The following is a 26,726-nucleotide window of genomic DNA, read 5'->3' as shown; positions in this document are numbered from 1 at the left end:
TGATTACACCTCCAACTAACTTTCAGTATTCTCCTTCTATTTTTTCTTCCGTTTTTTCTTATCAGTCGGAGCAGGTTCTGGGGCGGGTTGTTCAACAGGCGGAACTACCGTCAAATCTTTCACCCGAATGTTGCGGAAACGAACCACATCGCCGTGGCCCAAAAAGCCGATATATCCCGAAGTACGGTTCAAACCAGGGTGGTCGCGGTGGTCGGCAGTTCCATTTTTAGAAGCTTCGGCTAGATCGCCATCCAAAATGACTGTTCCGTTGAGGGTTACTTTTATTTTTGACCCTTTTACTACTACTTCTTGGTAGTTCCATTGTCCAAGCGGTTTGTGGAATCCTCGTTTGGCAGGGATAATTCCGTAAGCCGAGCCGTGGTATTGGTAAGGCTGTAACGACTTATAAATCTCGGCTTCGTTGTCCAAAATCTGTAATTCGGTTGCGCCTACATAAGCCGCATCACCCTGAAGCGGAGCGCGTATTCCAAGGCCGTTGTTGGCACCAGGTGTTAGTTGAAACTCAAAACGGAACTCAAAATCGCTGTATTCGTCTTTGGTATAAAGATTGCCTTTGCCACCACGATTAGGATAAATCACCATGTCGCCGTTTTCAATGATGTAGTCGGTGGTGTTGCCTTGCCATTCAAACATGTTGGTGCCGTCAAACAATACCTTGAAACCGTCTTTTTTCTCTTGTTCACTCAATGCAAATGGTTCAGGGCTAGGCAATTCTTTGACATAAATGTCGCGGTAGGCCACCAACGTACCGTGGGCTTGAAGTTCAAGCTGTTCTTTGGCAAAAATTGGAATTTTTCTATCCCAATAATTTTCCAAAATCACGTTGTCCACCACTAACTCGCCGTTCAAATACACCGTTACGCGGTCACCTTTCATGATAATACGGAAGGTGTTCCAATCGCCGATGGCATTGTCGGCTACCTTGAGTGGCTTGCTTGGGTTCTTTTGGTTGTTGTACAATCCACCCGAACCAACTTGCGCCCCCACCTCTATGCGTGAGGTATCCCATACTTGTACTTGCGGAGAGCCACGCAAGTAAATGCCTGCGTCGCCTTTCGGCTCGATTTTCCAGTCCACAAACATCTCAAAATCACCGTACTTTTTCACCGTGCAGAGGTTGTCGCCGTGACCCGTAAAAACCAAATCGCCATCTTTGACAATCCACCCTTTGCGCATGTTTTCGTCGGCTTTGAGTTGCTTGGCGGCGAGCGTATCGGGGTGCATTTTGGCGCGGGCAATTGGGTTGGCGACCAATCCTTTCCAGCCTGTTAGGTCTTTCCCATTAAACAATGATACAAAGCCATCTCCCGCTGGAAGTTCGGCCAAGTGTTTGCGTACGGCTTCCTTCTGGGCATCGCTTGATGCAAAATTGAGAGCTTTGCTGAGGTACGAACGAACTGCTGCGCCGTTGAAGTCTTTGTTGGACAACGCAGCATTGATGACTACTTGGGCGGCTGTTTGCTGGAGTGCGGCATCGTCTAAGTAAGGGCCTGCAAGTAAGAGGGCATTAAATGTACGATTGCGCACCAATTCTTTCAAAACACTTTCTTTTTGTGCCGATGTTTTGGCAATTGACAATGCTTCGCGCAGTGAAAGGACTCGCTGCGTTGGATTTTGCTTTGACGCCGTTACTGCGCGGATAATTCCCGCCACAGCTTGCTCGGTGAAAGAGGCATCGGTCGTGCTTTTTCCAATGTTGTGCAACTCAGGAATGGCACTTACATCCGACCAGTTGGCAAGGGCTGCCAGTGCTGCTTGTTGGGCTGAACTTGAGCCGTTGGTAAAAGAAGAACTCACAAACTGTAAGGCTTTACGGGTGCCGATGTTGGCCAAAACACGCAAATATGCGGGCTTTTTCTCTGCACTTACGTTGTTGATTTGTCCTAATAAAAGTTGGGTTTGTTGGTTGGCATTTCCTGTACCTTTGAGGGCAGCGGTAATGGCTTCTTGGGTAGCCAACAATTCAGTAGGTGCCGAAACCGTGCCTAAGAGTTCGTACAAGGTTGGTAAATCCTTCGGCATCGAAACGCGCTTAAGGGCAGAAAAAGCAGCATTTTTAACGCTGGGGTCATTATTTTTTAATTGTCCCAACACTACATCAATTTTTGAATCAGCCGCGCGAGCCGCCAAAAACTCAAGCAAAGCCACTTGGGCATTGGCTGGTTGTGTCGGCAGCGCCGTTGCTACTTGATTGACCACATTGTCTCCTTTGAGCGACAAAAGTGCCGTTTTTACGGCCTTCACTTCGTCATCTGAGCTTTTTTTCGATACCTCCAATAAGTTTTTCAAGACACTTTCTTGGCCAATTTTTGCCGATGCACCAATCGCCGCAATTTTAACCACACTTACTTTGCTAGAAAGTTGCTTGAGGAGTGCAGGAAGGGCAGTTTTGGCGTCGGCTTGCCCCAACATCGTAATCACCTCGGCTTGGGCTTCGGGTTTGAAACGTGGCAAAGCGGCTATCCACTGCTGCGTATTGGCGGGAGTAAGAAACTTTTGAGCCAGTTTCAAAGCGGCAATTCGCTCTTCTATGGCAGGACTAGCTACTGCTTTTTGGAGACTTGGGACGCTCAACGCTCCCTGCGCATCGGCCAAAATTTTCAAGGCAGCCGTGCGAGTAGGAGTTTGTTTGTCGGAGGGAGCGTTCTTTAAGAGTGCAGTGGCACTTTTAACAGCCAACGCTTTTTGACCATTTTCAACCAAACGTTCTAAATAGACAAGGTACGACGAAGTAGCGTTTGCAACGTCGTACGAATAATTGGCTTTAGCAGCGGCGTTCGATAACGTATATACAGAGGTGTTACCCCCAATTTGGGCCAAAGCGTAAAGTGTTACCTTTTGTAAATTGCCCGTGGCACCCGCAGCGATTCGTTCAATGGCAGGGGCGGCATCGCTAACTTTAGCGTCGCCAAGGGCTTCAATGAGGGAGATTTGTGCCTCACCCGTCGCGGTAGAAAGCGCTTGGTTCAAGGCTTTTGTCGCTTGGGCAGTTCCAATTTTACCAAGGGCTCGCGCAGCAGGGCCACTTAATTGTGCGTCTGTCAAGTAGTTGGCCAACGTACCTACTACCTCGTCTTTTCCTACTTGTTGAAGTTGAAAAATCAGAAAGGCTTGGTTGTTTTTATCGCTCACGCGAGGCAGGGCTTCGGCGTAGGCTTCGGCAGCCATTTGTCGCCATTCGTCTTTGCCAGCTTGGGTAACGTAATACGTAAATCCACCCACCGCGTATTGTACTTTGGCGTGTTCCGCCTTATCGGGCGATGAGAGCTGCGAAGCCAACGCCGTGATTCCTGTTTTGCCAAGTGCCGCCATGTCGTCCATGTTTTTTTGCTGCTGTTTGGCGTTTTGGGAGGGAAATTGCCGTAAAAGATTGGTAATTCGGGCATCCACTTGCGCCTTGACGGCGGTGGTACTCAGCCAGAGTCCTAAAAGTAAATGTATGGTATATTTCATAGAAAGTCCTGTTTGGTTGCGAAAAATTAAAAATTCGACATTCTAAACTCGTTATTCGACATTTAAAATTACATAGTCCAAGGGCCGCGCATGGGTTGGTCGATGAGGCGATTGGCGCCTTCGTCGTCCACAAAGAGCTGCTTGATGGGGTCAAACTTGAGCGAGCGACCCAAACGCAATGCCGTCAATCCCATGTTCACAATCGTGCAAGAACGGTGGCCATTCTCTTCGTTGAGCGCAAATTTTTGACGTTTTCTTACCGCTTCGGCAAAGTCAGTGACTTGAGGCTCGGGGTCGGGGAAAGCGGCTAATTTTTTCTCCAAATCAGGAATATCTGACCTGAAATTGGGGTAAAGTTTGCCTTTTGGTCCTTCGATATACGGAACGTTTTCGTCTTTTCCTTCGCCGTCGAGAATGATTTTACAGCCGTCGGCGTAGGTATATTCGATACGGTGCCAAGTGCCTACGGCGTCTGTATGTTGCTGTGGTGCATCAATTTCCACGCTGATGGGGCTGGTATCGTCTTTCCCGAGGAAATACTGGATAGGGTCTAAGTAATGTTGCCCCATATCGCCCAAGCCACCGCCGTCGTAGTCCCAGTAACCACGGAAGGTATTGTGGACGCGGTGGGTGTTGTAAGGCTTGTACTGCGCAGGGCCGAGCCACATATCGTAGTCAAGGTCGGCGGGAACGGGTTCGGGTGTTAGGTCGGTTTTACCTACCCAGTAAAACTTCCAATCGAAGCCCGTGTGGCGGCTTACGGTGACTTTGAGCGGCCAGCCCAATAGCCCACTTTCTACCAATTTTTTGATGGGACGAACGGTAGAGTTCATGCCATAAAAGTTGGACTCGAACCGAAACCAAGTGTTGAGGCGGAAAATCCGACCGTGTTGCTGTACGGCTTCCACCAAGCGTTTTCCTTCGCCGATGGTTCGGGTCATCGGTTTTTCGCACCATACGTCTTTGCCTGCGCGGGCGGCATCGGCAGCAATGATACCGTGCCAGTGGGGGGGAGTAGCTACGTGAACAATGTCCACTTCGGGCAATTGAATCAGTTCTCGGTAATCCCCAAAGGTTTTTACGCCTGAAGCATTGTTGCCTAGTTCGTCGAGGGCTAGTTTGATGTGTCGTTTGTCCACGTCGCACACGGCTACTACGCGCGTACCTGCGTACGGAATGTGGCCACGGCCCATGCCGCCTACGCCGACGATTCCTTTGGTAAGTTGGTCGCTAGGAGCGAGATAGCCTTTGCCCAGCACGTGCCGAGGCACAATAGAAAACGTGGCTAAGGTAGCCAGCGAACCTTTGAGAAATTTTCTCCGAGAAGTCTGTGAGGTCATAGCAGATAGTCAATTAGGTGCTTATGTCAGTAAGGCAACAGTGACTATACATTACTCATTTTTTTTAAAATAAGGCCAAGGGTTATTGAAGAAAAATAGAAAAGGGGAGAAGTACCCAAGCTTTGACTATTTAATCAATTTAAAACTAAATTCATTTGAAAATTAACGAAGCCAAATTATCTTTGTCCGTGGATATGCAAAACATACCCATTATTACCGCTAGACGGACTGCCCTATTTTTGACATTGAAATATACGTTACAAGTGACCGTTGCCAAAAGCGCGGGGTGTTGGTTTTTTATGCCTTTTAAGGCTTAACTAACTAACTAACTAACTAACAGTGTTTTTTAATTAAATGTATGGCAGCCAAACAAAATCAGACGGGAAATATTGAACAACCAAGCCGCTTAGAGGTATGCTTGTTGAAAGAAGGGGTAGCACTTAGCCGCCGAGAGTTGAAAGTGCTTGGGGCTGCTTTAGAAGGAAAGCCCAATAATGAAATAGCCGAAGAACTTGTATGTTCTCTTGCGACGGTTAAAACCCACAAAAACCGCCTCATTGCGAAGCTAGGTTTGCAGGGCAGGTGCGAATTCCATCAATTTTTATTGCATTTACGCGCAAAGTTGGAGAAAATTCAACCTTTGGGTTGACAAAACGTTGTTTTTTGTGCGTGAACTTTGCCGCTGACTATTGCGCATAGTTCAAAAAAAGAGAAAGCCCCGCGTCAGTTTGGCCACCGTGCGGAGCTTCTCGTAGCAGTTCAAACAATTATTTAATCATTTAAACCAGTACAAAAGTATGAAAAAAATCGTTTTATCAACGATGGGGGCGTTCTTTTTGACCGCCCTAGTAATGAGTTGTGACCAACCTAAAGAAACGGAGGTAGCGCCAACCACAGCTAAAACCGAAGAGGAACTATTAAGCGCGATAGACCAAATGGAAAAAGAGGAAGGGGTGAAGTTCTTTAAACAAGATGTGGTATTGAAGGATAAAAGTACAGGTACAAAAATAATTCTTCGATTAGCTAGTTTAGATAAAGAGACGCTCGAAGAACATCTGACAAACATTGATTTTCAGGTTAAGCCGTTGTTTGATGATGTTTCACCAAATCGACTAGTAAATGAACCTGAGCTTGAACAAAAATCATCGCCTAACCAAAGAAGCTCGATGATTGTGGAAGTTCTAGAAAAACAATTACCAAAAGGAGCTACAGGTTACCGTTTATCAGTAAAGGAAAAAACTATAAACGTATTAGGAGCTAAAAATGCTAAAGTTAATTTGGAACAAAAACAGTACGAGGTCATTAGTGATCCATGGCCAGAAGAATTCATTATTAAGGTTAATAGTGGACAAAATGTGTCTTATGCTTTGGATAAAAAAATGAACTGGACTAGTTCTTGGACTTCATTTTATCAGTCTGGGGGGTGGTATCCTCTCCAAGGTCCTACGACAGTTTCCCATTGGCTAGATGGGCCTCAATCCCATGGATTAAGTCCTTGGAAAGCTCGTGCAAAGGTCGTTTATTATTCTATGAGCCCAATGCAGGATGTGAGAGGATTCGACGCAGATTTTTTTGACCGTAAATGAGGTAGAATGCTTTTGCAATGGTTGTTTGAAAGTCACCTAATAATATCTTTAATAAATTTATTTTATTAAAGGCTTACAATCAATCTTCGCAAGTTAACGAATGAAGTAATAATTTTTTGTCTAACACTTTTGTGGGGAATATAAATAATTCCCCACTTTTAAAACATATTTTAATGAAATATCTGTCAATTTTTCTAGTAGTATTATTAGCCTGTCTTTTGAGCTGTAAAAATCAAGAAGATGCTATGATTGAGGCTGAATTAGACAAAGTTCGTACTTCTTGGAATATTCAGTCATTTGAGGTGAGTGGTAACGTTCCAGATTCCCTAAAAAACGTTTTAAAAAGCGGCGAGTTTTTACTAGAAAAGTGTGCTTATTCTAGAAAGGTAAAAAAAACTTCAACAAGAGCATGTACAGGAGATTTCTTTTTTAATGGGGATTTTTTTGGGGGGAGATACGAATATAGTGCAGATACAAAGCGATACGCGATATCTATCAGTATTCAGACTCAATTTCCTGACCCACCTAAAAAACCTACCTCTAGCCAGTTGAAGATAATGGCACTGATGAGTGGCGAGTGGTCTTTGAGTGTAGTGGATAAAAAAATGACTGCCGTCCAAATAAAAAATAGCACACTGCCAGAGGTAAAGGTAGGTTTTGTAGCTGCCGAAAAATAACACGTATTTAATTTCAGCTATGAACTATTGTTGGTTATTTGTTTTTTTGAGTGCTATCGTTCAGGCACAAACCGTTACGTTGAGTGGGTATGTTCGAGAAAAAGGAACGCAAGAAAGCCTAGTGGGAGTAAGTGTGGGTATGGAGGGGACTACGATTGGGACAGTCACCAATGCGTATGGATTTTATTCACTTCGTTTGCCTGCCAATCAGGTCGTTTTAATTCGGTTTTCGGCCTTGGGGTATGCCACTGAAGAACAGACGATGACCCTGACTCAATCACTACAACAAAATATAGCGCTTACTGCTCAAGCCAAAGAGCTAGACGAGGTCAAGGTAAGCGGGCAGCACCAACCCACGGAAGTAGCACAAATGAGCGTAGTGCGCTTACCCGTCTCACAAATCAAACAAATCCCAACCCTATTGGGCGAAAAAGATGTTATTAAAGCCTTGCAGTTGTTGCCAGGTGTGCAAAAAGGAACGGAAGGCAGTACCGCCCTTTATGTAAGAGGTGGAGGGCCTGACCAAAATCTCATTCTGTTGGACGAAGCCCAAGTATATAATGCCAATCATTTGTTTGGTTTTTTCTCAGTTTTTAACGGAGATGCAATCAAAAACGTTGATTTTTGGAAAGGGGGCTTTCCTGCTCGCTACGGAGGACGTTTGTCGTCGGTCATTGATTTACAGATGAAAGAAGGTAGCAAAGACAAAGTTCGAGGAGAAGGGGGAGTAGGGTTATTATCAAGCCGATTGACGCTAGATGGCCCAATCAAAAAAGGAAAATCGTCGTTTCTTTTTTCAGGCAGACGCACGTATTTAGACTTGCTAACGATGCCCTTGATGCCAAAAGAAGAGAAAGTAGGCTATCATTTTTATGATTTGAATGCCAAAATAAATCTGGATTTAGGCGAGAAAGACAAACTATATCTAAGCGGGTATTTTGGTAGTGATGCGCTACTTGTCAAAGAATACATTGAGCGAACATCTTCCACGATTAAAACCAACTCAGGCTTAGGGTGGGGAAATGCCACAGGCACTCTTCGATGGAATCATTTGGTGAACCAAAAGCTTTTTGTGAATACGACTTTAGCAGTGACCGATTTTCGTTTTCGATTATTTGACACATTTGAGCGTGTTCGTACTGATGGTGGAGAAAACAGCCATACTTTTACAGAATTTACCTCTTCCATTCGAGACTATACCCTTAAAACGGATTTTGATTATTTCCCCAACAATGCCCACCAAGTAAAATTTGGAGCATTGGTGACTCATCATCGCTTTAAACCAAGGGCGTATTTTAAAGAAAATCGAGAAGATAACACTCAAGAAAAAGATAATCAAGTTTCTAGTAATCAGGAGTTTGCTGTATATGCTGAAGATACGTATAGTTATAAGAGTTTGTCATTAAATGCAGGTTTGCGCCTGAATGGCCTCCAAACTGCTGCTCGTACCTATGTTTTTCTAGAACCTCGTCTGACGGCTGGGTATTCTTTGGCTCGCAATTTGTCCCTAAAAATGTCGTATGCGCGCAACAATCAGTTTATTCATTTATTAACAAACACAGGTACAGGTTTATCGACTGACCTATGGGTACCAGCCACGGAGCGGGTTCCTCCTCAGCAATCTGATCAAATAGCTGTGGGGTTGAGTAAAGTATTTCCTAAAGCAGGGCTTCAATTGACCATTGAAAGTTACCGTAAGTGGATGCGAGGCATTGTTGCGTACAAAGAAGGAGCCACATTTTTGTCGTTTGATGAAGGAGCCAAACCTTTACAATGGGAAAACAACGTAACGACAGGGCGTGCGTGGTCGTATGGCACAGAGGTGCTTCTTCAAAAAAATAAAGGTCGATTGACGGGATGGGTGGGTTATACGCTTTCGTGGACGGTACATCAGTTTGATTCGCTCAATAATGGAAAACGGTTCTATCCACGCTATGACCGTCGCCATGATTTTTCGTTGGTAGCTTCCTATAAATTATCTCCGAAAGTTACCCTTTCGGCCAATTGGGTCTATGCCACAGGCAATGCGTTGACAGTACCCCAAGGCTTTTATTTCACACAAGGGGGGCTAGGACAAACGTTTCCTGAGCGTTTTGACTATCTAGGGAGTCGCAATAGTTTTCGAGCCGAAGCTTACCACCGATTAGATGTTGCCGTGCAATTTCACAAGAAAAAACGCTGGGGAGAACGTACTTGGGAGGTAGGGCTTTACAATGCCTATAATCGCCAAAACCCGCTTTACTATTATTTAAAAACCGAAAACTCCCCTGAGGGACAGCGGAGTAGGCTGGTAAAACGAGCTTTGTTTCCTGTAATCCCTGCGGTAACGTATAACTTTAAATTTTGATGAAAATAGGTAACTTTTTTGTCGGGCTGGTGAGTATTTGCCTTTTGTCTTGCCAAAGTGGTGTTGAAATAGAACGAATTTCGGCTGAGAATTTAGTTGCCGTTAGTTCATTGATTTCTCCGCAAGATTCTATTGTAAAGGTATATGTTTATCAAGGGAAGGCACTGGGAAGTGTGGTTCGTTCGGGCGAAGCAGTCATCAAAGACGCCAAAGTCAGCATAGAGGATGATAGCACAGTACATTCATTGCCTTTTGATGCAAAAAATAATAGCTATTTTATTGATAATCGCACCCTAAAAGTTAGAGCATCAAAAAGTTACCGACTTCGAGTGTCACTTTCAACTGGTGCTATTCTCAAAGGAAATTGTACAGTACCACCTAATCCTGATAAGGTTGTCGTTGCGGGGAATAAAGAGGGAAATGATTATGCTTTTTCCATTCAAAAACCTGCAAACAATGTTTCTTTTTTTACCTTTAATTTTGAGCTAAAAAATATTGTTTTTGTCCCAAAATTAGGAGCTTCAACAGGGCCTTATTTAGGCTTGTTAGTTGGGAATGCGCTATTCGATGCGAAAGATTTTACAGTCAATTCTATTGAAAATAAGGTCTTTAATGCCTATTTGGCAGAATCTGTATCATTACAAACAATGCTTTATTCGCTTGACAGCCACAGCTATCATTACCTCAAAACAAAAACAGAAGCCTATACGTGGGGAGCGAACACGAGTGGCCTTATCCCTAATTTAAAAGAACCCAAACCTCTTTATTCCAATATTGAGGGAGGGGTAGGTATTTTTGGGGCGTATAACCAGTCGAAAGTAATTTCGGTAATCAAATAAATACAAGCAGGGCCTGTCTCCTCGAAGACAGGCCCTGCCCATTTGCCTACTTAGGCGTAGCGTAAATATTAATGGTTTTTTTCCAGTTGACAATTTCTTCCTTGGTGTTGATTGGAATAACCTCAGCGGTTGTTTCAAATTCTTCGACGTAATAAATTTGGTATCCGTGCTGGGCAATCGTCGTAAAAAGCTCCATTTTTTCAGCATCGGTATTTTTTCCAAAGCTTTCGGCTACGATTACAGGTTTGTATTGAGCTATTAAATCAGATATTGATTTGAGGATTTCTTTGTCATAGCCTTCGGTGTCTATTTTAATAAAGGACAATTTAGGCAACCATTCTGCATAATTTTTTTCTAAAAATTGCTTCATTGGTACCCCTTTAATTTTTTCGGGGTGGATAAATTTTCCATGACGGCTATCTTTGGTGGGCGAAATCCCTCCGTTGACAAAGGAGGCTTCGGAAGAAATAAAATAGAACTCTTCTTCTTGAACCGAAATGGCAAACGGCAAAGGGTGAATTGTTGCCTTATCTTGATTGAGCAAAGCGTTTTCTTGCAAGATTTTAAATACGTAAGGGTTAGGGTCAAATCCTAAAACAAGCCCATTTTTTTCCGCTGCTAACGCCATCGGGACGGTTGTATCTCCAATATTTGCCCCAATATCAATGGCCAAATCCCCTTCTTTGATAAACTGACGGAAAAAATCTACCATTTCTTGTTTTAGCCCAAGTGGCGTAATGAATGGATTTGTCCATTCTGCAAAGTCAACTTTGCCTTCTTTTTCCAAATAATATTGCTGAAGGCGGGATGGATACTCTTTGGTAAAACGTCGAGCAATTTTTCGCCGAAATGAGTTCTTGAAGTAATTAAACATAGAAATGATAATTTTAAAGGAGATTAAATGGAATAAATGGCGAATCGACCATCAAAAAAAGATAAATGGTATTCTTTTACAGTTTTTATACCTTTAATAGGATAAAAACTGGCAGATTCGCTTTGATAATCAATTAGAATAAAATGAACTTTATTGTTTCTAGCCCACTGGAAAAAATCATTAGCTGAAGCTTCTTTATTTTTTAACAAATTAGATTTCTGCAAATCAAAATTTGTATGAGATAAAAGGCTGTTAAAATATTTATATTCATTAAAATAAAAAGTGATTGGAACTAATCCTTTTCCTTTGGAAGGAAGAACAAGACGTAATGCTCTATATTTGTCAGGTAAATAATCAGAATAATTTTTATGAATAGTTTGTACACTCCCTACAAAACCAACGGTAATGTAAAAAAAAGAAACAATTTTTACGTACAAAGGCACTTTCATGTTTGTACTACTCGTATTCAATAACTCTAATATATAGATTATTAAAAAAGGAATAAACATTATCTCATATATACCACTAGCACGTTTTGTGATTAACCAAAAAGAAAGTATTAAAGATATAAGATAAATAGAAGTAATAGAATTTAGAGAATGCCAATTCTTTTTTAACCATATATTGGTGGTAATAAATAAAAAAGTTATGGCCTGTTGTTCAGGGGATTCAACAAAAAGCTTCGGAAATTCAATAACTACTTTTAATTTAGACCAGAGACCTAACGCATTTTGGGTAGCTGGGTCATGGCTAAACTGAAACCACCATGTTTCTACCCCATTAGATGTTGAAATAATATCGTAAAAATATAGAGAACTTGTTAAAAACGCTGATAGGCAGAATAAAACTAAATTAGTGCACTTTTTTTTGTATAGATAAGTAATGCCTCCTGCAATTATAAAAATAATACCATTTAAGTGACTTAATAAAGATAAACCAGCAAAAAAACCTGAGAAAAAAGCAAAATTCTTATTTGAACTGTTTCTATGAATGAAATAAAATGACCCAAAGCCGAAAGACGTTATCATCATCTCTGGCCTATTTTCAAAACTCATTTGAACCATCAAGGCATTTGAAAAAAGTAGCACATACATGAGTGGAATAATGAATGATCTATTTGGTGAGGACGAATATTGATGATAGATTATTTTGGTCATTAATAAAATCAACAATATAAAAAATAATAACCCGGATAGTTTAACAGCATAGAGAGATTCTGGAAATAATCCAGTAAGAATTGCTCCGACAGCAATAAATAGCTTATGACTTACTAAATATTGGTTTTCCCAACCTAATAAACCCCGAAAGAATTCAGAACGTACTTTACCTTCATGCCATAACCAGTAAGATTGCTCGGCAAACCAAGCATCATCCCCTGTTGGAAAACGGCGGTAGTATGTTAGAATTGCGAGAAAAAATAAAAATAAAGCTAAAGTACGTAGGTAAGTAGTGAGGCTTGTTTGTATCATAAATGATTGGTTATGTCTATTTTTGTCGAGCTGGTTTTTTTAGTAAGTAAACATAGAAATGATAATTATAAAGGAGATTAGAATAGAGAGTGAATCAATTAAGATTGTACCAAATATCAATATCAGGTTTTTCAGTAATTTCACCAGCCATATTAGTAGAAAGCCTAGAGTGGCCATAAAAAGCGACTGCCATGCCTCCAACAACTAAGAATTGTACACGGTGTTTATTTAAAGAGGTGAAGATGTACGAAATAGGGCTGTAACTCATGCTATCCCTTTGGTGTGGGCTTGTGATTTTTGGAGGTTATGTTTTTTTGTTCATCCCTAATATGCCCCATGAAGGTATTGGACATTGCGTGGCGCTTCATTACCTCAGTGGCATTAACTGAATTTATTGAAGTTGTGCTATCTTTCATTTCATGAAAGCTACTATATTTTTCTTTTTTATTCATATGAAAGTATTTCTTCGATTATACAAATATACAAAATAAGTGAGAAATCAGTTAATAATGCGAATCACAAAAAAAGCCTGTCTTCTCAAAGACAGGCTTTTAAATATAAAAATCGTTGGGGGATTATCCTTGGGATAAGGCTTCGGCACCACCCACGATTTCGAGGATTTCTTTGGTAATGGCCGCTTGGCGTGAGCGGTTGTATTCCAAACGCAACGCTTTCAAAAGCTCTTGCGCGTTGTCGGTGGCTTTGTCCATCGCCGCCATACGCGCACCGTGTTCCGAAGCATTAGATTCGAGTACAGCACGGTACAATTGAATTTTGAGCGTCTTAGGAATCAAATCTTGGACGATTTGCTCTTCTGATGGCTCAAATACGTAGTTAGCACCCGAAGCAGATACGTTTTGTGATGCTGTTTCGTCAGCGACGATTGGCAAAAACTGTTCGGTACGGATGATTTGGGTCGCAACGTTTTTAAATTCGTTGAAAACCACTTCTACCGCGTCGTATTTTCCTGCCTCAAAGTCGGCCATGATGCTTTCAGCGGCTTCTTTTACGACGCCAAAGCTCAAACGAGTATATACATCCATGTAGGTTGTATTTACGTTGAAGCCCCTGCGCTGAAATGCCTCACCTCCTTTTTTTCCCAACGCCAAAATCTCTACATTGCCTTTGGCAGCTTGCGTAGCGTATTTTTCGTTGATGAGAAGGTTGGCGGCTTTAGCGATATTGGAATTGAACGCCCCACAAAGGCCACGGTCAGAAGTAACAGTGACAATCAACACTTTTTCTACCGAACGGACCTGCTTAAATGGGCTTTCTGCGGCGGTTTCAGCCCCTGCTGATACCGTTGCAAGCATTTCACTTAACTTCTTGGCATAAGGGCGCATCTGAATGATGGCGTCTTGCGCACGGCGAAGTTTAGCGGCGGCCACCATTTTCATGGCCTTCGTAATTTGTTGCGTCGAGTTAACCGACGTGATTCTACTGCGAACTTCCTTCAGTGAAGCCATTGTGTGTTACCGTTAACTGTTATTTGTTAATAGTTTCCGTACAGGATAAAACTATTTAAACTTACTGCTTTTACTTGGTTTTTCTCAGCCAGATACTCGAACCTCGTCCGCGTGTGGCGTAGGTTGGCATGTGCTGTGATAACCATTCAGAATGAAACGTTTGAAGAAAATCGTTGTAAAACAACACTTCAAACTGGTTTTGGTACATCAAAAACGCCCGCATCATGTAGGCTTCATTCCAGCCAAAACGCCCGTTTCCGTCGATTACCCATGCTTTAGGGTACTCAAAAGGATAAAATACGTCGTGAACATGGACGATGACCCCAGGTTGGAGGCGCGGGAATATCTCGAACAAGAAATAGTTGACGTCGCTTCCTGTTTTTGATACGTGAGTCGAATCAATAAACAAGATGTCGTTTTCGCCTAATTGCTCAAAATACTCCACAGGAATATCCTGCAATGTTTTTTCAAAAATGGTTGTCTGTTGGCGGTCGGCGGGTGTCAACAACGAATACAAACGGTCGGGATAAGGCTCGATAAACGTGAACTTTACGCTTTGGTTTAAAAAACGCTCGTTGGTATCCAACATCACTGCCGACGAAAACCCAGACCCTGCTTCAATGATGTGCTTGGGTTTAAAGTGCCGCATCATGCAATGCAGCGTGGTGGCGTCGGCGTGAATAAAATATTTGTTGACAAAATAATACCGAAAGCCTTCTTGGGGGGTATCTGTAAAAGGAACACTCCCAAAGTAAGACGAGGCAAACGTCTGCATCAAGGCGACTTGCGCTTCTTCGCGAAGATCAATACCTGGCAACGTCCGTGGCGGAGGTGTGGGGTAAATCTGTTCTTCACGTTTACGTATTTCGTCCACCGATACAATTGGGCTATAAAAATGCCCTGCGGGTACCCGTGTGCGATATTTTCCGATAAATCGGGCTACGTCCCCAATGAGGGGCGTAGCCTTTACGATTTCTTTGATGCGAGACATTCGATATGAACCTGCTAATGCAGTAAATTAAGCGTATTTAGGAGCGAGTTCGCGACCTAGTTTCTTGATAGTATCTGTTACTGAATCATCCAATTTACCAGCAGCTAATGCTTTCAACACTTCTGGGTGCGAAGCTTTCAATTGGTGGATAAATTCGGTTTCAAATTCTTTTACTTTTGAAACGTTTACTTTGTCCAATACTCCGTTGATAGAAGCATAGATAATCGCTACTTGGTCACCTACACTTACTGGTGAGAACTGACCTTGTTTCAAGATTTCTTGGTTGCGGCGACCACGGTCGATGGTCAATTTAGTAGAAGCATCAAGGTCTGAACCAAACTTGGCAAACGCTTCCAATTCACGGAACTGCGCTTGGTCAAGTTTAAGCGTACCTGCTACTTTTTTCATTGACTTGATCTGTGCGTTACCACCCACGCGAGATACCGAGATACCTACGTTGATGGCTGGACGGATACCTGCGTTGAAGAGGTTTGATTCCAAGAAAATCTGACCATCAGTGATCGAGATTACGTTGGTTGGAATATAAGCCGACACGTCACCTGCTTGTGTTTCGATGATTGGAAGGGCCGTCAATGAACCACCACCTTTTACTTTGTCTTTCAACGAAGGTGGTAAGTCGTTCATGTTTCTAGCGATTTCGTCCGACGTGTTGATTTTCGCGGCACGCTCTAGCAAACGGCTGTGAAGGTAGAATACGTCTCCTGGGTAGGCTTCACGTCCTGGTGGGCGACGGAGCAAAAGAGATACCTCGCGGTAAGCAACGGCTTGTTTCGACAAGTCATCATAAACTACCAAGGCAGGACGGCCAGTGTCGCGGAAATACTCTCCGATGGCAGCACCCGTAAATGGCGCGAAGAATTGCATTGGAGAAGGATCGGCCGCCGACGCCGAAACGATAACGGTGTAGTCCATTGCTCCATAACGACGGAGGGTAGCTTCTACTTGCTTCACGGTAGAGGCTTTCTGACCGCAAGCTACGTAGATACAATATACAGGCTCACCTTTGTCGTAGAATTCTTTTTGGTTGATGATGGTATCAATACAAACGGCTGTTTTACCCGTTTGACGGTCACCAATCACCAATTCGCGTTGGCCACGTCCGATAGGAATCATGGCGTCGATTGATTTGATACCCGTTTGAAGAGGCTCAGTTACAGGCTGACGGTAGATTACCCCTGGTGCTTTACGCTCAAGTGGCATTTCGTACGTTTCGCCTTGGATAGGTCCCATACCGTCGATAGGTTCCGCAAGTGTGTTTACTACACGTCCGATGATTCCTTCACCTACTTTTACAGAGGCGATTTCGCCAGTACGTTTTACGGTATCACCTTCTTTAATTTCGGACGATTCGCCGAGCAATACCGCTCCGACGTTGTCTTCTTCGAGGTTGAGGGCAAGGGCTTTGAGGCCATTTGCAAACACGAGAAGCTCTCCTGCTTGTACTTTGGTAAGGCCATAGATACGGGCTACACCGTCACCTATTTGGAGCACCGTACCTACTTCTTCGAGTTGGGCGTCGGTTTTGGCTCCTGCCAATTGTTCCCGAAGTATCGCCGAAACCTCATCCGGTCTTACAGCTACCATATTATGATATAAAGTTTATAGTGATTCATAAATTTGCCGCAAAATTAACGATAAATTTTCTTTGATAATAGACGAGCGTATAAAAAATGTACAATTTTTTGCTAAACAGCAGGTAGATGCTCTTGTGAGACCAAACAGCCTATTTTTGAGGCCAAAATTACGAAGCATAACTATCGAAAGAATAAACCCCCATCGGGGGCTGATTTGAAAGGGTATCGGTAAAATTTTATTTTGGATAGACTTTTTCTTGTACCTTTGAGGGTCTTTTGTTACCCCAAAAAATTCGACACCAACCCAGAGGTGGTATGAACCCAGTCGTCGTCGTTATTCCCATATATAAATCTAATTTTACTGCATACGAACAGATTGCTTTTGTTCAATGCCTGAAAGTTTTAGGAAAATACTCCATTCAAATTGTTAAACCGCAATCACTCGACCTTCAATTTTTGACAGAAGTTCGGCCTCAACTGCAATTTGAGTCTTTTGATGATAGCTATTTTGAAAGTGTTCAGACTTACAACCGATTGATGCTTTCGACGGAGTTTTATGAGCGTTTCGCTAGCTATGAGTACATATTGATTTATCAATTGGATGCATTTGTGTTTCGGGATGAATTGCTGGAATGGTGCCAGAAAGGATACGACTACATTGGTGCGCCTTGGCGCCTTGAACGTGATTTTTCTTCGGTAACGGACAAGCTGATTTTTAGTCTCAAGAAACAATTGGCGATTTGGTTTGATTTGCGCGACAAAAACCGAAACAATCAACCGTTGGATGTGATTCTCAAAATGACCGTCGGAAACGGTGGCTTTTCGCTTCGTAAGGTTCAGAAAATGCTTGATATTGTGCGTTCACAACGCCCAACCATTGAGCGTTATTTGGCAGGGAAAGGCTCTTTTTACAACGAGGATGTCTTTTTTTGCATCGAAATGAACCGCTACATCCAGCGGGTACGGGTACCGCATTGGCGCGAAGCTTTACGGTTTGCTGTAGAAGATAAACCGTCCAAATCGTTTGAACTCAACGGCCGACAGCTTCCGTTTGGATGCCACGCTTGGGATATTCATGAGTTGGAGTTTTGGAAAGAGAAATTTAGCCAACTGGGTTACACTTTGTAAATAAAGAATTATAATTGATTAATGAAGCGATATTACAGCGGCACCCCTCGGGAGACAATTCCAATGCGTTTAACCGATTTTTTTATAGATGCCTATGCTAGGTGGTTCTATAAAAGGAGAGAACGCGGGTCTATTTCGGCCGCGCCTAAGGTGTTAGTAGCTTCGTTGGGGCACATGGGCGATGCCCTGACGGTATCGTATTTGTTCCCGTTGATTCGCCAAAAATACCCCAATGCCATCATTGATGTGATTACGCCAACATGGTGCAAGGCCGTTAATGAACATAATCCCTACATTCGTCAGGCTATTTACCTCGACCACATCTTGAGTAATCGTGCCAAAAGCAGTAATTGGCAGAAAATCAAGCAGTTTTATGCTACTTTCAAAACGGCAATTGAGATTTTAAAACAGGAAGAGTACGACTATTATATTGACGTACGCACCTCCAACGCGGTATCCCATTTTATCCTGCCTTTTACGAAAGTAAAAAAAGCAATTGGATTTAATCGACGAGGGCAGGGAGGTTTGCTTGATGTGGAATTGACGTTGCCCGAAAATACGTGTTTTCACCATTTTGATACTTATGGAGCGCTCTTGAAAGAGATGAATATTACGGCCAAACTCGAAGACGTAAAGCCGTATTTTCATATTCTTCCGTCAGTTTCTTGGGAATCCGTTGGGGCCAAACTCCCGTATCCACTGGCCAATTCCTACGTTATGCTTTTTCCTGAAACGGGAGAGCCGCATCGACAAATGAGCCTTGCTTTTTGGGCAGACATTGTCCGAAAAGTTTTGCAAGAATCGTCTTATTCGGTGGTGTTTTGTGGTCAGACTGATTTATCTGCTCGTATTATCAACGAAATAAATCCCTCGGCTGGCGATTCAAATCGCCTTTTGAATGCGTCTCGGCTGTTGTCGATTCAGGAGCTGGCATTGGTCGCTACCCAAGCTGAATATGCCTTAACGCTTGATTCTTTTCCCGAACACTTGGCCTGTATTTTTTGCAAAACCATTACTATTTATCGGGTTTCGGGCTTGCCCTTTTTCCCGATTGCCAATTTCCCTGCATTACTTTTTCATGGGCATCAACCTAGTGTAGGCATAGAATACGTCCGCCAAAACGTTGAAATTCACTACTACCCCGAAACGGATATTCCTGAAGTGAAGAATAAGATTTCGGAACGAATACTGCTAGCGAAAATTACTGCCTAGTCGCCAGTCGGGTTGCTCACAAACCGACTAATTTACCACTACCATTCAAACAAATATTCTCCACTTCCCACTTCCAATGCCCCTTCTACAAGCTTTAGTCGTTGGGTTTGAGCTATTTGATTTAGTTTGTCTGTACCAATGGCAGGAAGTTTGACAAGGGCTTTTGAATTGGCGGGTACGCTTATTTTTAGGGTAGTTTTCCCGTTTTGCTGTTCCCACGAAGAAGCTATCGTTCCGTACGGGGATTCATAGGTAGCTTTGGTAGAAGTAAACCCGCCGCCAGGTTTGGGGGCAATCACAAATTTTTTGAAACCAGGTTCTACCAAATCAATCCCTGCCATGTTTTGATACATCCAATCGCCAATGGCCCCGTAGGCATAATGGTTGTAGGAGTTCATGCTAACATCCTGAAAACTTCCGTCGGGTTTAATACCGTCCCAGCGCTCCCAAATAGTAGTTGCGCCCTTCTTAACGGGGTAGAGCCACGAAGGGTACGTTTCTTGATTCAATAGGTCGTAAGCAACGTCGTTTTTACCAAAACGAGTTAGTACATGACACAAATAAGGCGTACCCAGGAAGCCTGTAGTGAGGTGATTGCCGTGCCGCTTGATGTCTTGCACGAGGCGCTCAACGGCCTGCGGACGAAGATTTTCGGGCAGTAAATCGAAATAAAGGGCCAACACATAAGCCGTTTGGGTATTGCAAACCAACCGACCATTGGGAGAAACATATTCTTGCAAAAAGGCTTTTTTGATGTTTTGGAATAACTCCCCGTACAAGACCGCATCCGTGGCTTTGCCTAGGGTAAGTGCCGCTTTTGACGTTAGGTTGGCCGAATGGGCAAAAAAGGCCGTAGCAATAAAGTCATTGTCCGTTACGGGCTCTCCAAATTGCGCCGCACCACGGTATGAAAGCCAGTCACCAAAATGTTCGCCGTTGGTCCAGAGGAGCTTAGAACCTGCGTTTTTGCGAACATACTCCACCCATTTTTTCATGGATTCATACTGGGTTTCCAACAAACGTCGGTCGGAATAGACTTGATAAAGTGTCCAAGGGGCAATCGTAGCGACGTCGGCCCAGCCTGCTGATGACTTAATGTCGTCGGGGTTTTTGTTTTGAATCACATCAGGTACGACGTGCGGAACGCCGCCATTGGGCTTTTGGTCAATCGCCACGTCGCGTAGCCATTTGGTAAAAAAGCCAGCGACTTCTTTATTAAACGTAGCGGTTCGGACAAAAGCTTGGGCGTCACCTGTCCATCCTAGTCGTTCATCCCGTTGCGGACAATCAGTGGGAACATCCACAAAATTGCCAATTTGTCCCCAAACAATGTTTTTTTGTAGTTGATTGATAAGGGGTTTTGAGGTTTCAAACGTTCCTGAATTGGGGAAATCGGAGTGAATGACTACGCTCGTGAGGTTGTCGAGCGAAGGGGCGGTTGGCAAACCTTCGATACGAGCATAACGAAAACCCATAAAAGTAAAGCGGGGTTCGTAGGTTTCGATGCTGTCTCCTTTGAGGATATAAGTAAGTTCGCACTTGGCAGAACGCAGATTGGCGGTGTAAAAATTGCCTTTTTGGTCGAGGACTTCGGCGTGGGTAATACGGATTTTGGTGCCAGCAGGGCCTTGGACGCGTAAGCGTACCCAGCCCACCATATTTTGCCCAAAGTCATAAACGGTTTCCCCCGCTGGGGTTGTAAATACTTTGAGGGGTTTCAATTCTTGGGTACGTCGTACGGGCGGGCCTGCGGGGGCAATGAGGTTGTCTTTGGGGTAATTGCCAAGACGAACGTTCCACCACGTACTTTCGTCGAAACCTACGGCAGTCCAGCCTTTTTTCTCCAAACGTGCGTCGTAGGTTTCACCGTTGTAGAGGTCGTTTTCGCGGACGGGGCCGTTGTTGTTGGCCTTCCAAGTTTCGTCGGTGCCGATGATTTGCTCGGTTCCATCTTCGTATTTAATCACTAATTGGCTTAGGAGTGCGACGCGTTCGCCCCAGACGTTGCGGTTGTTTTCCCAAACCAAATAGCCACGGTACCAACCATCGCCAAGCATGGCTCCGATGGCATTGTTTCCTGCTTGGATAAATGCCGTGACATTGTAGGTAAAATATTGAATACGAGCTTGGTAGGCTGTCCAGCCTGGGCTCAGAACGTCTTTGCCAATGCGTTGACCATTGATGTACATTTCGTTGAGGCCACGGCTGGTGACGTACAAACGTGCAGAAGCTATTTTGCCTTTTGGTTTGGTCGTAAACTCTTTGCGAAGGAGGGAGGCAGGTTGTTGTTTTTTGAAATCAATTCCTTCTTTTTCGGGTTCAATCCACTTGGCTTGCCAGTCGGAAGAGGCCAAAAGCCCCATTTCAAAGAAATTGATGGCTGATTCGGCTACGTTTCCGTAATTGTCGGTGACTTTGACTTTCCAAAAATACCGTTGGCGGCTTTGAAGGTTAGGACCTTGGTAATCAATGAGGTGAGAGGCGTCGGAGGTGATGTCTCCTGATTGCCAAATGACCCCTTTTTTTGAGAATTTATCGTCTTTTGAGACTTGGATTTGATACGATTTTTGAAGGGTATTTCGCTCCTTGGAAAAGAGTTTCCAGCTAAAACGAGGAAGGAAGGCATCAATCCCGACGGGATTGGTTTTATACTCCACTCGAAGTTGCTCGACGCGCAAAGGCGAAGGTACAGGTGCTTGTGCAAGAGCCGAAAGCGATAAACTCAGAAAAAATAACAAAAAGCGATTCATTTGGCGGAAACAATTGATTTACTAGATAAAGGCTGAAAGGAGGAGAATCTACACGAAAGAAAAAAAGCGGTGGCTAGTTTCTAAACCAGCCACCGCTTTTTGAAAAACATGTACGGGTCGGGTTGTGAGCAACCCTCCACACTATCTAGTGTTTGAAGTGGCGAACGCCCGTGGTCACCATCGCCATGCCGTTGGCGTCGCAGTATTCAATTGAATCTTTGTCGCGGATAGAGCCCCCTGGCTGCACTACGGCTGTGATACCTGCATTGTGCGCGATTTCGACGCAGTCCGCAAACGGGAAGAACGCATCCGAAGCCATTACCGCGCCTTTCAAATCAAAACCAAACGAATTTGCTTTCTCAATCGCCTGACGCAGCGCGTCCACGCGAGAAGTTTGTCCTGTTCCACTGGCGAGTAGTTGGTTTTCGTTGGCCAACACAATCGTATTTGATTTGGTATGTTTACACACTTTCAACGCAAACTCTAACGCTTTTACTTCAGCGTCGGTTGGGGCTACTTTCGTCACCGTTGTAAACTGAGAAGCGGTTTCTACCACCAAATCTTTGTCTTGTTCGAGAACACCGTTCAAGATAGTTTTGAACATCTTAGTAGGGAGCTCGATAGCTTTACGCTGGAGAAGAATGCGGTTTTTCTTCGATTGTAACAACGACAACGCATCAGCTTCGTAGGCAGGCGCAATCAAAATCTCCATGAAAAGTTTATTCAATTCTTCGGCCGTTGCTAAGTCCACCGTCGTGTTGGTGATAATTACGCCACCAAAAGCAGAAACTGGGTCGCAAGCCAAGGCATTTACGTAAGCCTGATGAGACGTGGCAGCCGTTGCTACGCCACAAGCATTGGTATGTTTGATGATGGCAAAGGTAGGTTCTTCGCCAAACTCATCGATGAGCGATACGCAGGCATCTACATCCACCAAGTTGTTGTATGACAGATCTTTACCGTGAAGTTTGTCAAACATGGCATCCAAGTCACCATAAAACGTCGCTGCTTGGTGTGGGTTTTCGCCGTAGCGAAGGGTAACCCCAGCCCCCCAACCCCCAATGGGGGAGGTAGCTTTTTCCTCCGTTGCGCCTAAAAACCACTGATTGATGGCGGTATCGTAATGGCTTGTAGTGGCAAATGCCTCTTGCGCATAACGACGACGGTCGGAGAGGTCAGTGGCGCCGTCTTTTTCAGTAAGAATATTGAGCACGTCAGCGTATTGATTCCGCGACGAAACGATGAGAGAATCTTGGAAGTTTTTAGCACCCGCCCGAATCAATGAAATACCTCCAATGTCGATTTTTTCGATGATGTCTTCGGCACTAGCACCTGAAGCAACGGTTTCCTCAAAAGGATATAAATCGACAACCACCAAGTCGATCGATGGAATGTTGAACTGAGTGGCTTGCGCCAAATCGCCAGCGTCGTCACGACGGTACAAAATACCTCCAAAAACAGCAGGGTGAAGCGTTTTTACGCGGCCTCCAAAGATAGAAGGGTAGCCTGTAAGGTCTTCCACGGCAGTCACAGGAATTCCCATGTTTTCGATGAACGTCTGTGTTCCACCCGTTGAGTACAACTTTACGCCGTGTTGGTGGAGGAGTCTTACGATTGGTTCAAGACCGTCTTTGTAATAAACCGAAAGTAAGGCCGATTGGATTTTTTTCATTGGATTGGGAGTTTGCGCACTTCAAATTGTTGCTTTTAAATCGTGTTTTTTGGTTTAAAATACTTTGATTATTAGGCAATTAGTGCGTTATGTGGTGGTAAAATAACTAGGGATGACTTAGTTGTAAAAAATGAAGCCGCAAAATTAGGGCTTTTATAACAAAAAATCGCCTTGTCGATGAAGACAAAGGCGATTTTTAGGCTAAAAAATGAGAATCAATTACCAAATTTTCACTCGATTGGCTTCGGGGCGGTACATTTTATCGCCAGGTTGTACGCCGAATGCTTTGTAAAACGGCTCAAAATTGGATAATGGGCCATTGGCGCGGAACTGCCCAGGAGAGTGTGGGTCGGTGTTGACTCTCAAGCGAAGGGCTTCGTCGCGGAGTTTGGCGCGCCAAATTTGCCCAAAGGCCAAAAAGAAACGTTGGTCAGGCGTAAAACCGTCGATTTTTTCATTGCCTTTGCCTTGCTTGGTAAATGTCTTAAACGCTTCGTAAGCGACCGAAAGCCCACCAATATCAGCAATGTTCTCGCCTAAAGTCAGTTGACCTTTTACGTGTAAATTATCAAGCACAGTAAAGCCGTCATATTGGTCAATCACCACTTGGGCGCGTTGTTTAAACTGGTCGTTGTCGTCTTTTTTCCACCAATTCTTCAACATCCCCATGTAGTTGTACTGACGTCCTTGGTCGTCGAAACCGTGCGTCATTTCGTGGCCAATCACGGCACCGATGGCGCCGTAGTTGAAGGCGTCGTCGGCCTCAGGGTCAAAGAACGGCCATTGCAAAATTCCCGCTGGGAACGCGATTTCGTTGCGAAGAGGGCTGTAATAAGCGTTTACCGTTGGTGGCGTCATGCCCCATTCGGTTTTGTCAACGGGTTTGCCCAAGCGCCCCAACATTTCTTCGTAACGCCATTTGCCAAAGGCCCGCACGTTGCCGTAAAAATCACTGCGTTTTACGTTAACGCCTTCGTACGTTTTCCATTTTGACGGGTAGCCGATTTTGGGCGTAAAAGCATTGAGTTTTCGTAGTGCTTCTACTTTGGTTTCAGCAGTCATCCAGTCGAGTTCGTTGATGCGTTTTTCAAACACCTTCTGAAGGTTTGCTACCAACTCGTCCATGCGTTTTTTTGCTTCTGGTTTGAAGTGTTTTTCCACGTAAAGCTGCCCCAATAAATCGCCCGCGAGGTTGTCGGTAAGGCTCGAAATCCGCTTCCAGCGCTCTTGTTGCACTTTTTGGCCGTTCAGGGTTTTGCCGCTGTATTCAAAACTAGCTTCAACAAAAGGTTTGCTGAGGTAGTTGGCCGCGCCACTAATCACTGAAAATTTCATTTTTGCTTTCAACGTTTCGATATTGGCTTTGGGCAACCACTCGTTGAGGGCTTCGTAATACTTTGGCTGACCTACGATAATGCTATCGGTTTTCATGCGCATCGTCGCCAACGTATTCATCAAATTTAGGTTGGGTACTTTGGCGGCAAAATCTTTGACGGCAAATTTATTGTACATCGCTACAGGGTTTCTCATTTCGATGCGCCCCATGTGTGTCGCGGCGATTTGCGTTTCTAACGCCAAAATATCGTCGGCCAACTGTTGCGCTTTGGTAGCGTCTGTTCCTGTGAGGGTAAACAGCGTCGCGATGTATTTTTTGTAGGCATTGCGAACCTTGATAGTAGGCTCGTCGGTTTTGGTGTAATAGTCTTTTTCAGGAAGTCCTGTGCCCGTTTGGCGCATACTTACGATATACGTATCGGGGTTTTTGGCATCTTGCCCAATACCTGCACCAATAAATGTGCTTCCTCCGTCTTGGGGGTGAGTGGCCGAATAACGTAGTAAATCTTCGTAGTTTTTGATTTTGTCGATTTCGGTTAAAACGGCTTTAATGGGCTCGTAGCCAAGCTTTTCGATGGCAACGGTGTCCATGCCCGACGCAAAAAAGTCGCCAACGCGCTGTTTGACACTGCCCTTGGGAGATTTGCTCGCGGCGGCCTCTTCCAAAATGGCTTTGAGGTGTTTAGAGTTGCTGTCACGAAGAATATTGAACGAACCCCAGGCCGTTTCAGAGGCAGGAATATCGGTTTTCTTCAACCAGCTACCGTTAGAATACAAGAAGAAGTCCTCGCGTGGGCTAACGCTCAAATCCATGCCCGATAGGTCGAGTCCTTTGTTGGGTTTGGGGTCGTCTGATTTAATGAATGCGACAGAAAGTGCCCCTGCGAGCATCCAACTTGCCGTAAATCGTAGTCTTTCCATTTTTGGGTTGTTAGTTTGAATGATTGTTGGGCAAAATTCTGCATTAACCAAGGAAAACCGATGGCGTATAGCCCACTTTATGTACTAACCCGACGATTTTGTCGATAAATCAGTCTTTTATATCATGCTCCAACCACCCTAAAGTGAAATTAAAGACTTCTAATTTTTGGGGCTCATTGTGAATCTCGTGGTACATCCCATGCCACTTTTTATAAGTGACCGCACCACCGACCCGCCGAGCAAACTCTTCACTTGCGGGTTGGGAGGTGAGAAAGTCTTCGTCGCCGTGCATGATGAGGGTCGGGACGGGCATGGCACCGTCGTATGAATTGAGAAAAGCAGCGGCTTCCAGTAGCCCAATGCTCGCGGAGGCCGTGATGGTACCATGAACGAGCGGGTCGTTTTTGTACGCTTCTACGACAGCAGGGTCTTTAGAAATATGGTCTTGTACCAAGCCACTTCCTTGCGAAAATCCTGGGAGTACCTTGCGAAAAAGTTTACCGATGGTCACCAAAATAGGTTTTGGTTCAAACGCCAGTCGAATCCACGGGCCCGTCGCAATAAGCCCTTGGATAGGAGGTTGGCGGCGGATGGTGTAGTTGAGGACTAAATTGCCGCCCATCGAGTGTCCATAAAGGTAAATAGGTAGCTGAGGCGCTTGTTGTTTGGCATAGCTGAGGAGAGTTTCAATGTCATTGAGGTAGGCGTCGTATGAAGGGGCGTGGCCGCGTTTTCCCCCTGATTTTCCATGACCTCGGTTATCCATTGAAAAGACGGAATAGCCATTTTGGTTAAAAAAATCAGCAAAATGCGCATAGCGACCACTGTGTTCGCCAAATCCGTGAATGAGTACGATGACTGCTTTGGAAGAAGGTGCGAGCCAAGCGCGTGTAAAGAGTGAGGTACCGTCGCTGGCCGTGAGGGTAGTAGTAATTTCAGACATGGTTAAGGAGTTTTGGGGGGAAGATACAGAATTTGTGTCAAAAACTATCTGAACTATGTGTTCACAAAGTAGATTGCACAATTGGTTGAGTGAGAAAAAGATACCCA

At 44.2% G+C, this 26,726-nt stretch carries 18 protein-coding genes; 7 read left to right on the top strand and 11 right to left on the bottom strand.

The annotated features are described in order from the left end of the window. Positions 1-36: 36 nt before the first annotated feature. Together AC23P2_RS02630 and AC23P2_RS02625 are read right to left on the bottom strand one after the other, a co-directional pair. A complete protein-coding gene (locus tag AC23P2_RS02630) occupies positions 37-3,474 on the bottom strand; it encodes a 3-keto-alpha-glucoside-1,2-lyase-like domain-containing protein (RefSeq protein ID WP_487771747.1) in 3,438 nt (1,145 codons plus the stop codon). A gap of 68 nt (positions 3,475-3,542) precedes the next feature. Then, positions 3,543-4,814 carry a Gfo/Idh/MocA family oxidoreductase gene (locus tag AC23P2_RS02625; protein ID WP_487771746.1) on the bottom strand — a complete coding sequence of 424 codons (1,272 nt, stop codon included), beginning with the start codon at positions 4,812-4,814 and terminating at the stop codon, positions 3,543-3,545. A gap of 358 nt (positions 4,815-5,172) precedes the next feature. Between AC23P2_RS02625 and AC23P2_RS02620 the strand changes: the two genes are divergently transcribed. The 5 genes from AC23P2_RS02620 to AC23P2_RS02600 all read left to right on the top strand — a co-directional run bounded on the left by AC23P2_RS02620 (position 5,173) and on the right by AC23P2_RS02600 (position 10,263). Then, positions 5,173-5,463, top strand: a complete 291-nt coding sequence (locus AC23P2_RS02620; protein ID WP_487771745.1) for a helix-turn-helix domain-containing protein — start codon at positions 5,173-5,175, stop codon at positions 5,461-5,463. A 148-nt stretch (positions 5,464-5,611) separates the two neighbouring features. Then, complete coding sequence (locus tag AC23P2_RS02615) at positions 5,612-6,400, top strand: hypothetical protein (RefSeq protein ID WP_487771744.1); 789 nt, start codon at positions 5,612-5,614, stop codon at positions 6,398-6,400. 173 nt (positions 6,401-6,573) lie between these two features. After that, positions 6,574-7,077, top strand: coding sequence for a hypothetical protein (locus AC23P2_RS02610; protein WP_487771743.1), 504 nt, complete (start codon positions 6,574-6,576; stop codon positions 7,075-7,077). 19 nt (positions 7,078-7,096) lie between these two features. Next, complete coding sequence (locus tag AC23P2_RS02605; RefSeq protein WP_487771742.1) at positions 7,097-9,424, top strand: TonB-dependent receptor; 2,328 nt, start codon at positions 7,097-7,099, stop codon at positions 9,422-9,424. Further along, on the top strand, positions 9,424-10,263 hold the full coding sequence (locus AC23P2_RS02600) for a DUF4249 domain-containing protein (protein WP_487771741.1): 840 nt from the start codon (positions 9,424-9,426) through the stop codon (positions 10,261-10,263). Before AC23P2_RS02605 ends, AC23P2_RS02600 begins: the two co-directional genes overlap by 1 nt. 46 nt (positions 10,264-10,309) lie before the next feature. Here the strand turns inward: AC23P2_RS02600 and AC23P2_RS02595 are convergent, their stop codons facing one another. From AC23P2_RS02595 to atpA, 5 genes are all read right to left on the bottom strand, one after another. Beyond that, positions 10,310-11,137, bottom strand: coding sequence for an FkbM family methyltransferase (locus tag AC23P2_RS02595; RefSeq protein WP_487771740.1), 828 nt, complete (start codon positions 11,135-11,137; stop codon positions 10,310-10,312). A gap of 23 nt (positions 11,138-11,160) precedes the next feature. Then, positions 11,161-12,606 (bottom strand): hypothetical protein, encoded by a 1,446-nt coding sequence (locus AC23P2_RS02590; RefSeq protein ID WP_487771739.1) that lies wholly within the window; start codon positions 12,604-12,606, stop codon positions 11,161-11,163. Positions 12,607-13,181: 575 nt separating this feature from the next. Next, entirely contained in the window at positions 13,182-14,072 is an 891-nt protein-coding gene (gene atpG, locus AC23P2_RS02585) for an ATP synthase F1 subunit gamma (RefSeq protein WP_487771738.1), read from the bottom strand. A 70-nt stretch (positions 14,073-14,142) separates the two neighbouring features. Continuing rightward, positions 14,143-15,063, bottom strand: coding sequence for a class I SAM-dependent methyltransferase (locus AC23P2_RS02580; protein WP_487771737.1), 921 nt, complete (start codon positions 15,061-15,063; stop codon positions 14,143-14,145). A 27-nt stretch (positions 15,064-15,090) separates the two neighbouring features. Next, positions 15,091-16,668 carry a F0F1 ATP synthase subunit alpha gene (atpA, locus tag AC23P2_RS02575; RefSeq protein ID WP_183978253.1) on the bottom strand — a complete coding sequence of 526 codons (1,578 nt, stop codon included), beginning with the start codon at positions 16,666-16,668 and terminating at the stop codon, positions 15,091-15,093. A gap of 305 nt (positions 16,669-16,973) precedes the next feature. Between atpA and AC23P2_RS02570 the strand changes: the two genes are divergently transcribed. Together AC23P2_RS02570 and AC23P2_RS02565 are read left to right on the top strand one after the other, a co-directional pair. Further along, on the top strand, positions 16,974-17,786 hold the full coding sequence (locus AC23P2_RS02570; protein ID WP_487771736.1) for a DUF5672 family protein: 813 nt from the start codon (positions 16,974-16,976) through the stop codon (positions 17,784-17,786). Between the two features lie 63 nt (positions 17,787-17,849). After that, complete coding sequence (locus tag AC23P2_RS02565) at positions 17,850-18,998, top strand: glycosyltransferase family 9 protein (protein WP_487771735.1); 1,149 nt, start codon at positions 17,850-17,852, stop codon at positions 18,996-18,998. 38 nt (positions 18,999-19,036) lie between these two features. Here the strand turns inward: AC23P2_RS02565 and AC23P2_RS02560 are convergent, their stop codons facing one another. The 4 genes from AC23P2_RS02560 to AC23P2_RS02545 form a co-directional block, all read right to left on the bottom strand. Further along, entirely contained in the window at positions 19,037-21,748 is a 2,712-nt protein-coding gene (locus AC23P2_RS02560) for a family 78 glycoside hydrolase catalytic domain (RefSeq protein ID WP_487771734.1), read from the bottom strand. Positions 21,749-21,893: 145 nt separating this feature from the next. Further along, positions 21,894-23,420, bottom strand: coding sequence for a bifunctional phosphoribosylaminoimidazolecarboxamide formyltransferase/IMP cyclohydrolase (gene purH / locus AC23P2_RS02555; protein ID WP_487771733.1), 1,527 nt, complete (start codon positions 23,418-23,420; stop codon positions 21,894-21,896). 219 nt (positions 23,421-23,639) lie between these two features. Further along, entirely contained in the window at positions 23,640-25,676 is a 2,037-nt protein-coding gene (locus tag AC23P2_RS02550) for a M13 family metallopeptidase (protein WP_487771732.1), read from the bottom strand. Between the two features lie 109 nt (positions 25,677-25,785). Then, entirely contained in the window at positions 25,786-26,619 is an 834-nt protein-coding gene (locus tag AC23P2_RS02545) for a lysophospholipase (protein WP_487771731.1), read from the bottom strand. Positions 26,620-26,726 lie beyond the last annotated feature (107 nt).

The organism is Runella sp. R0.1_18 (genome assembly GCF_057652155.1).
Note: the sequence above shows the minus strand (reverse complement) of the source record. Positions and strands in the feature narration are given on the sequence as shown.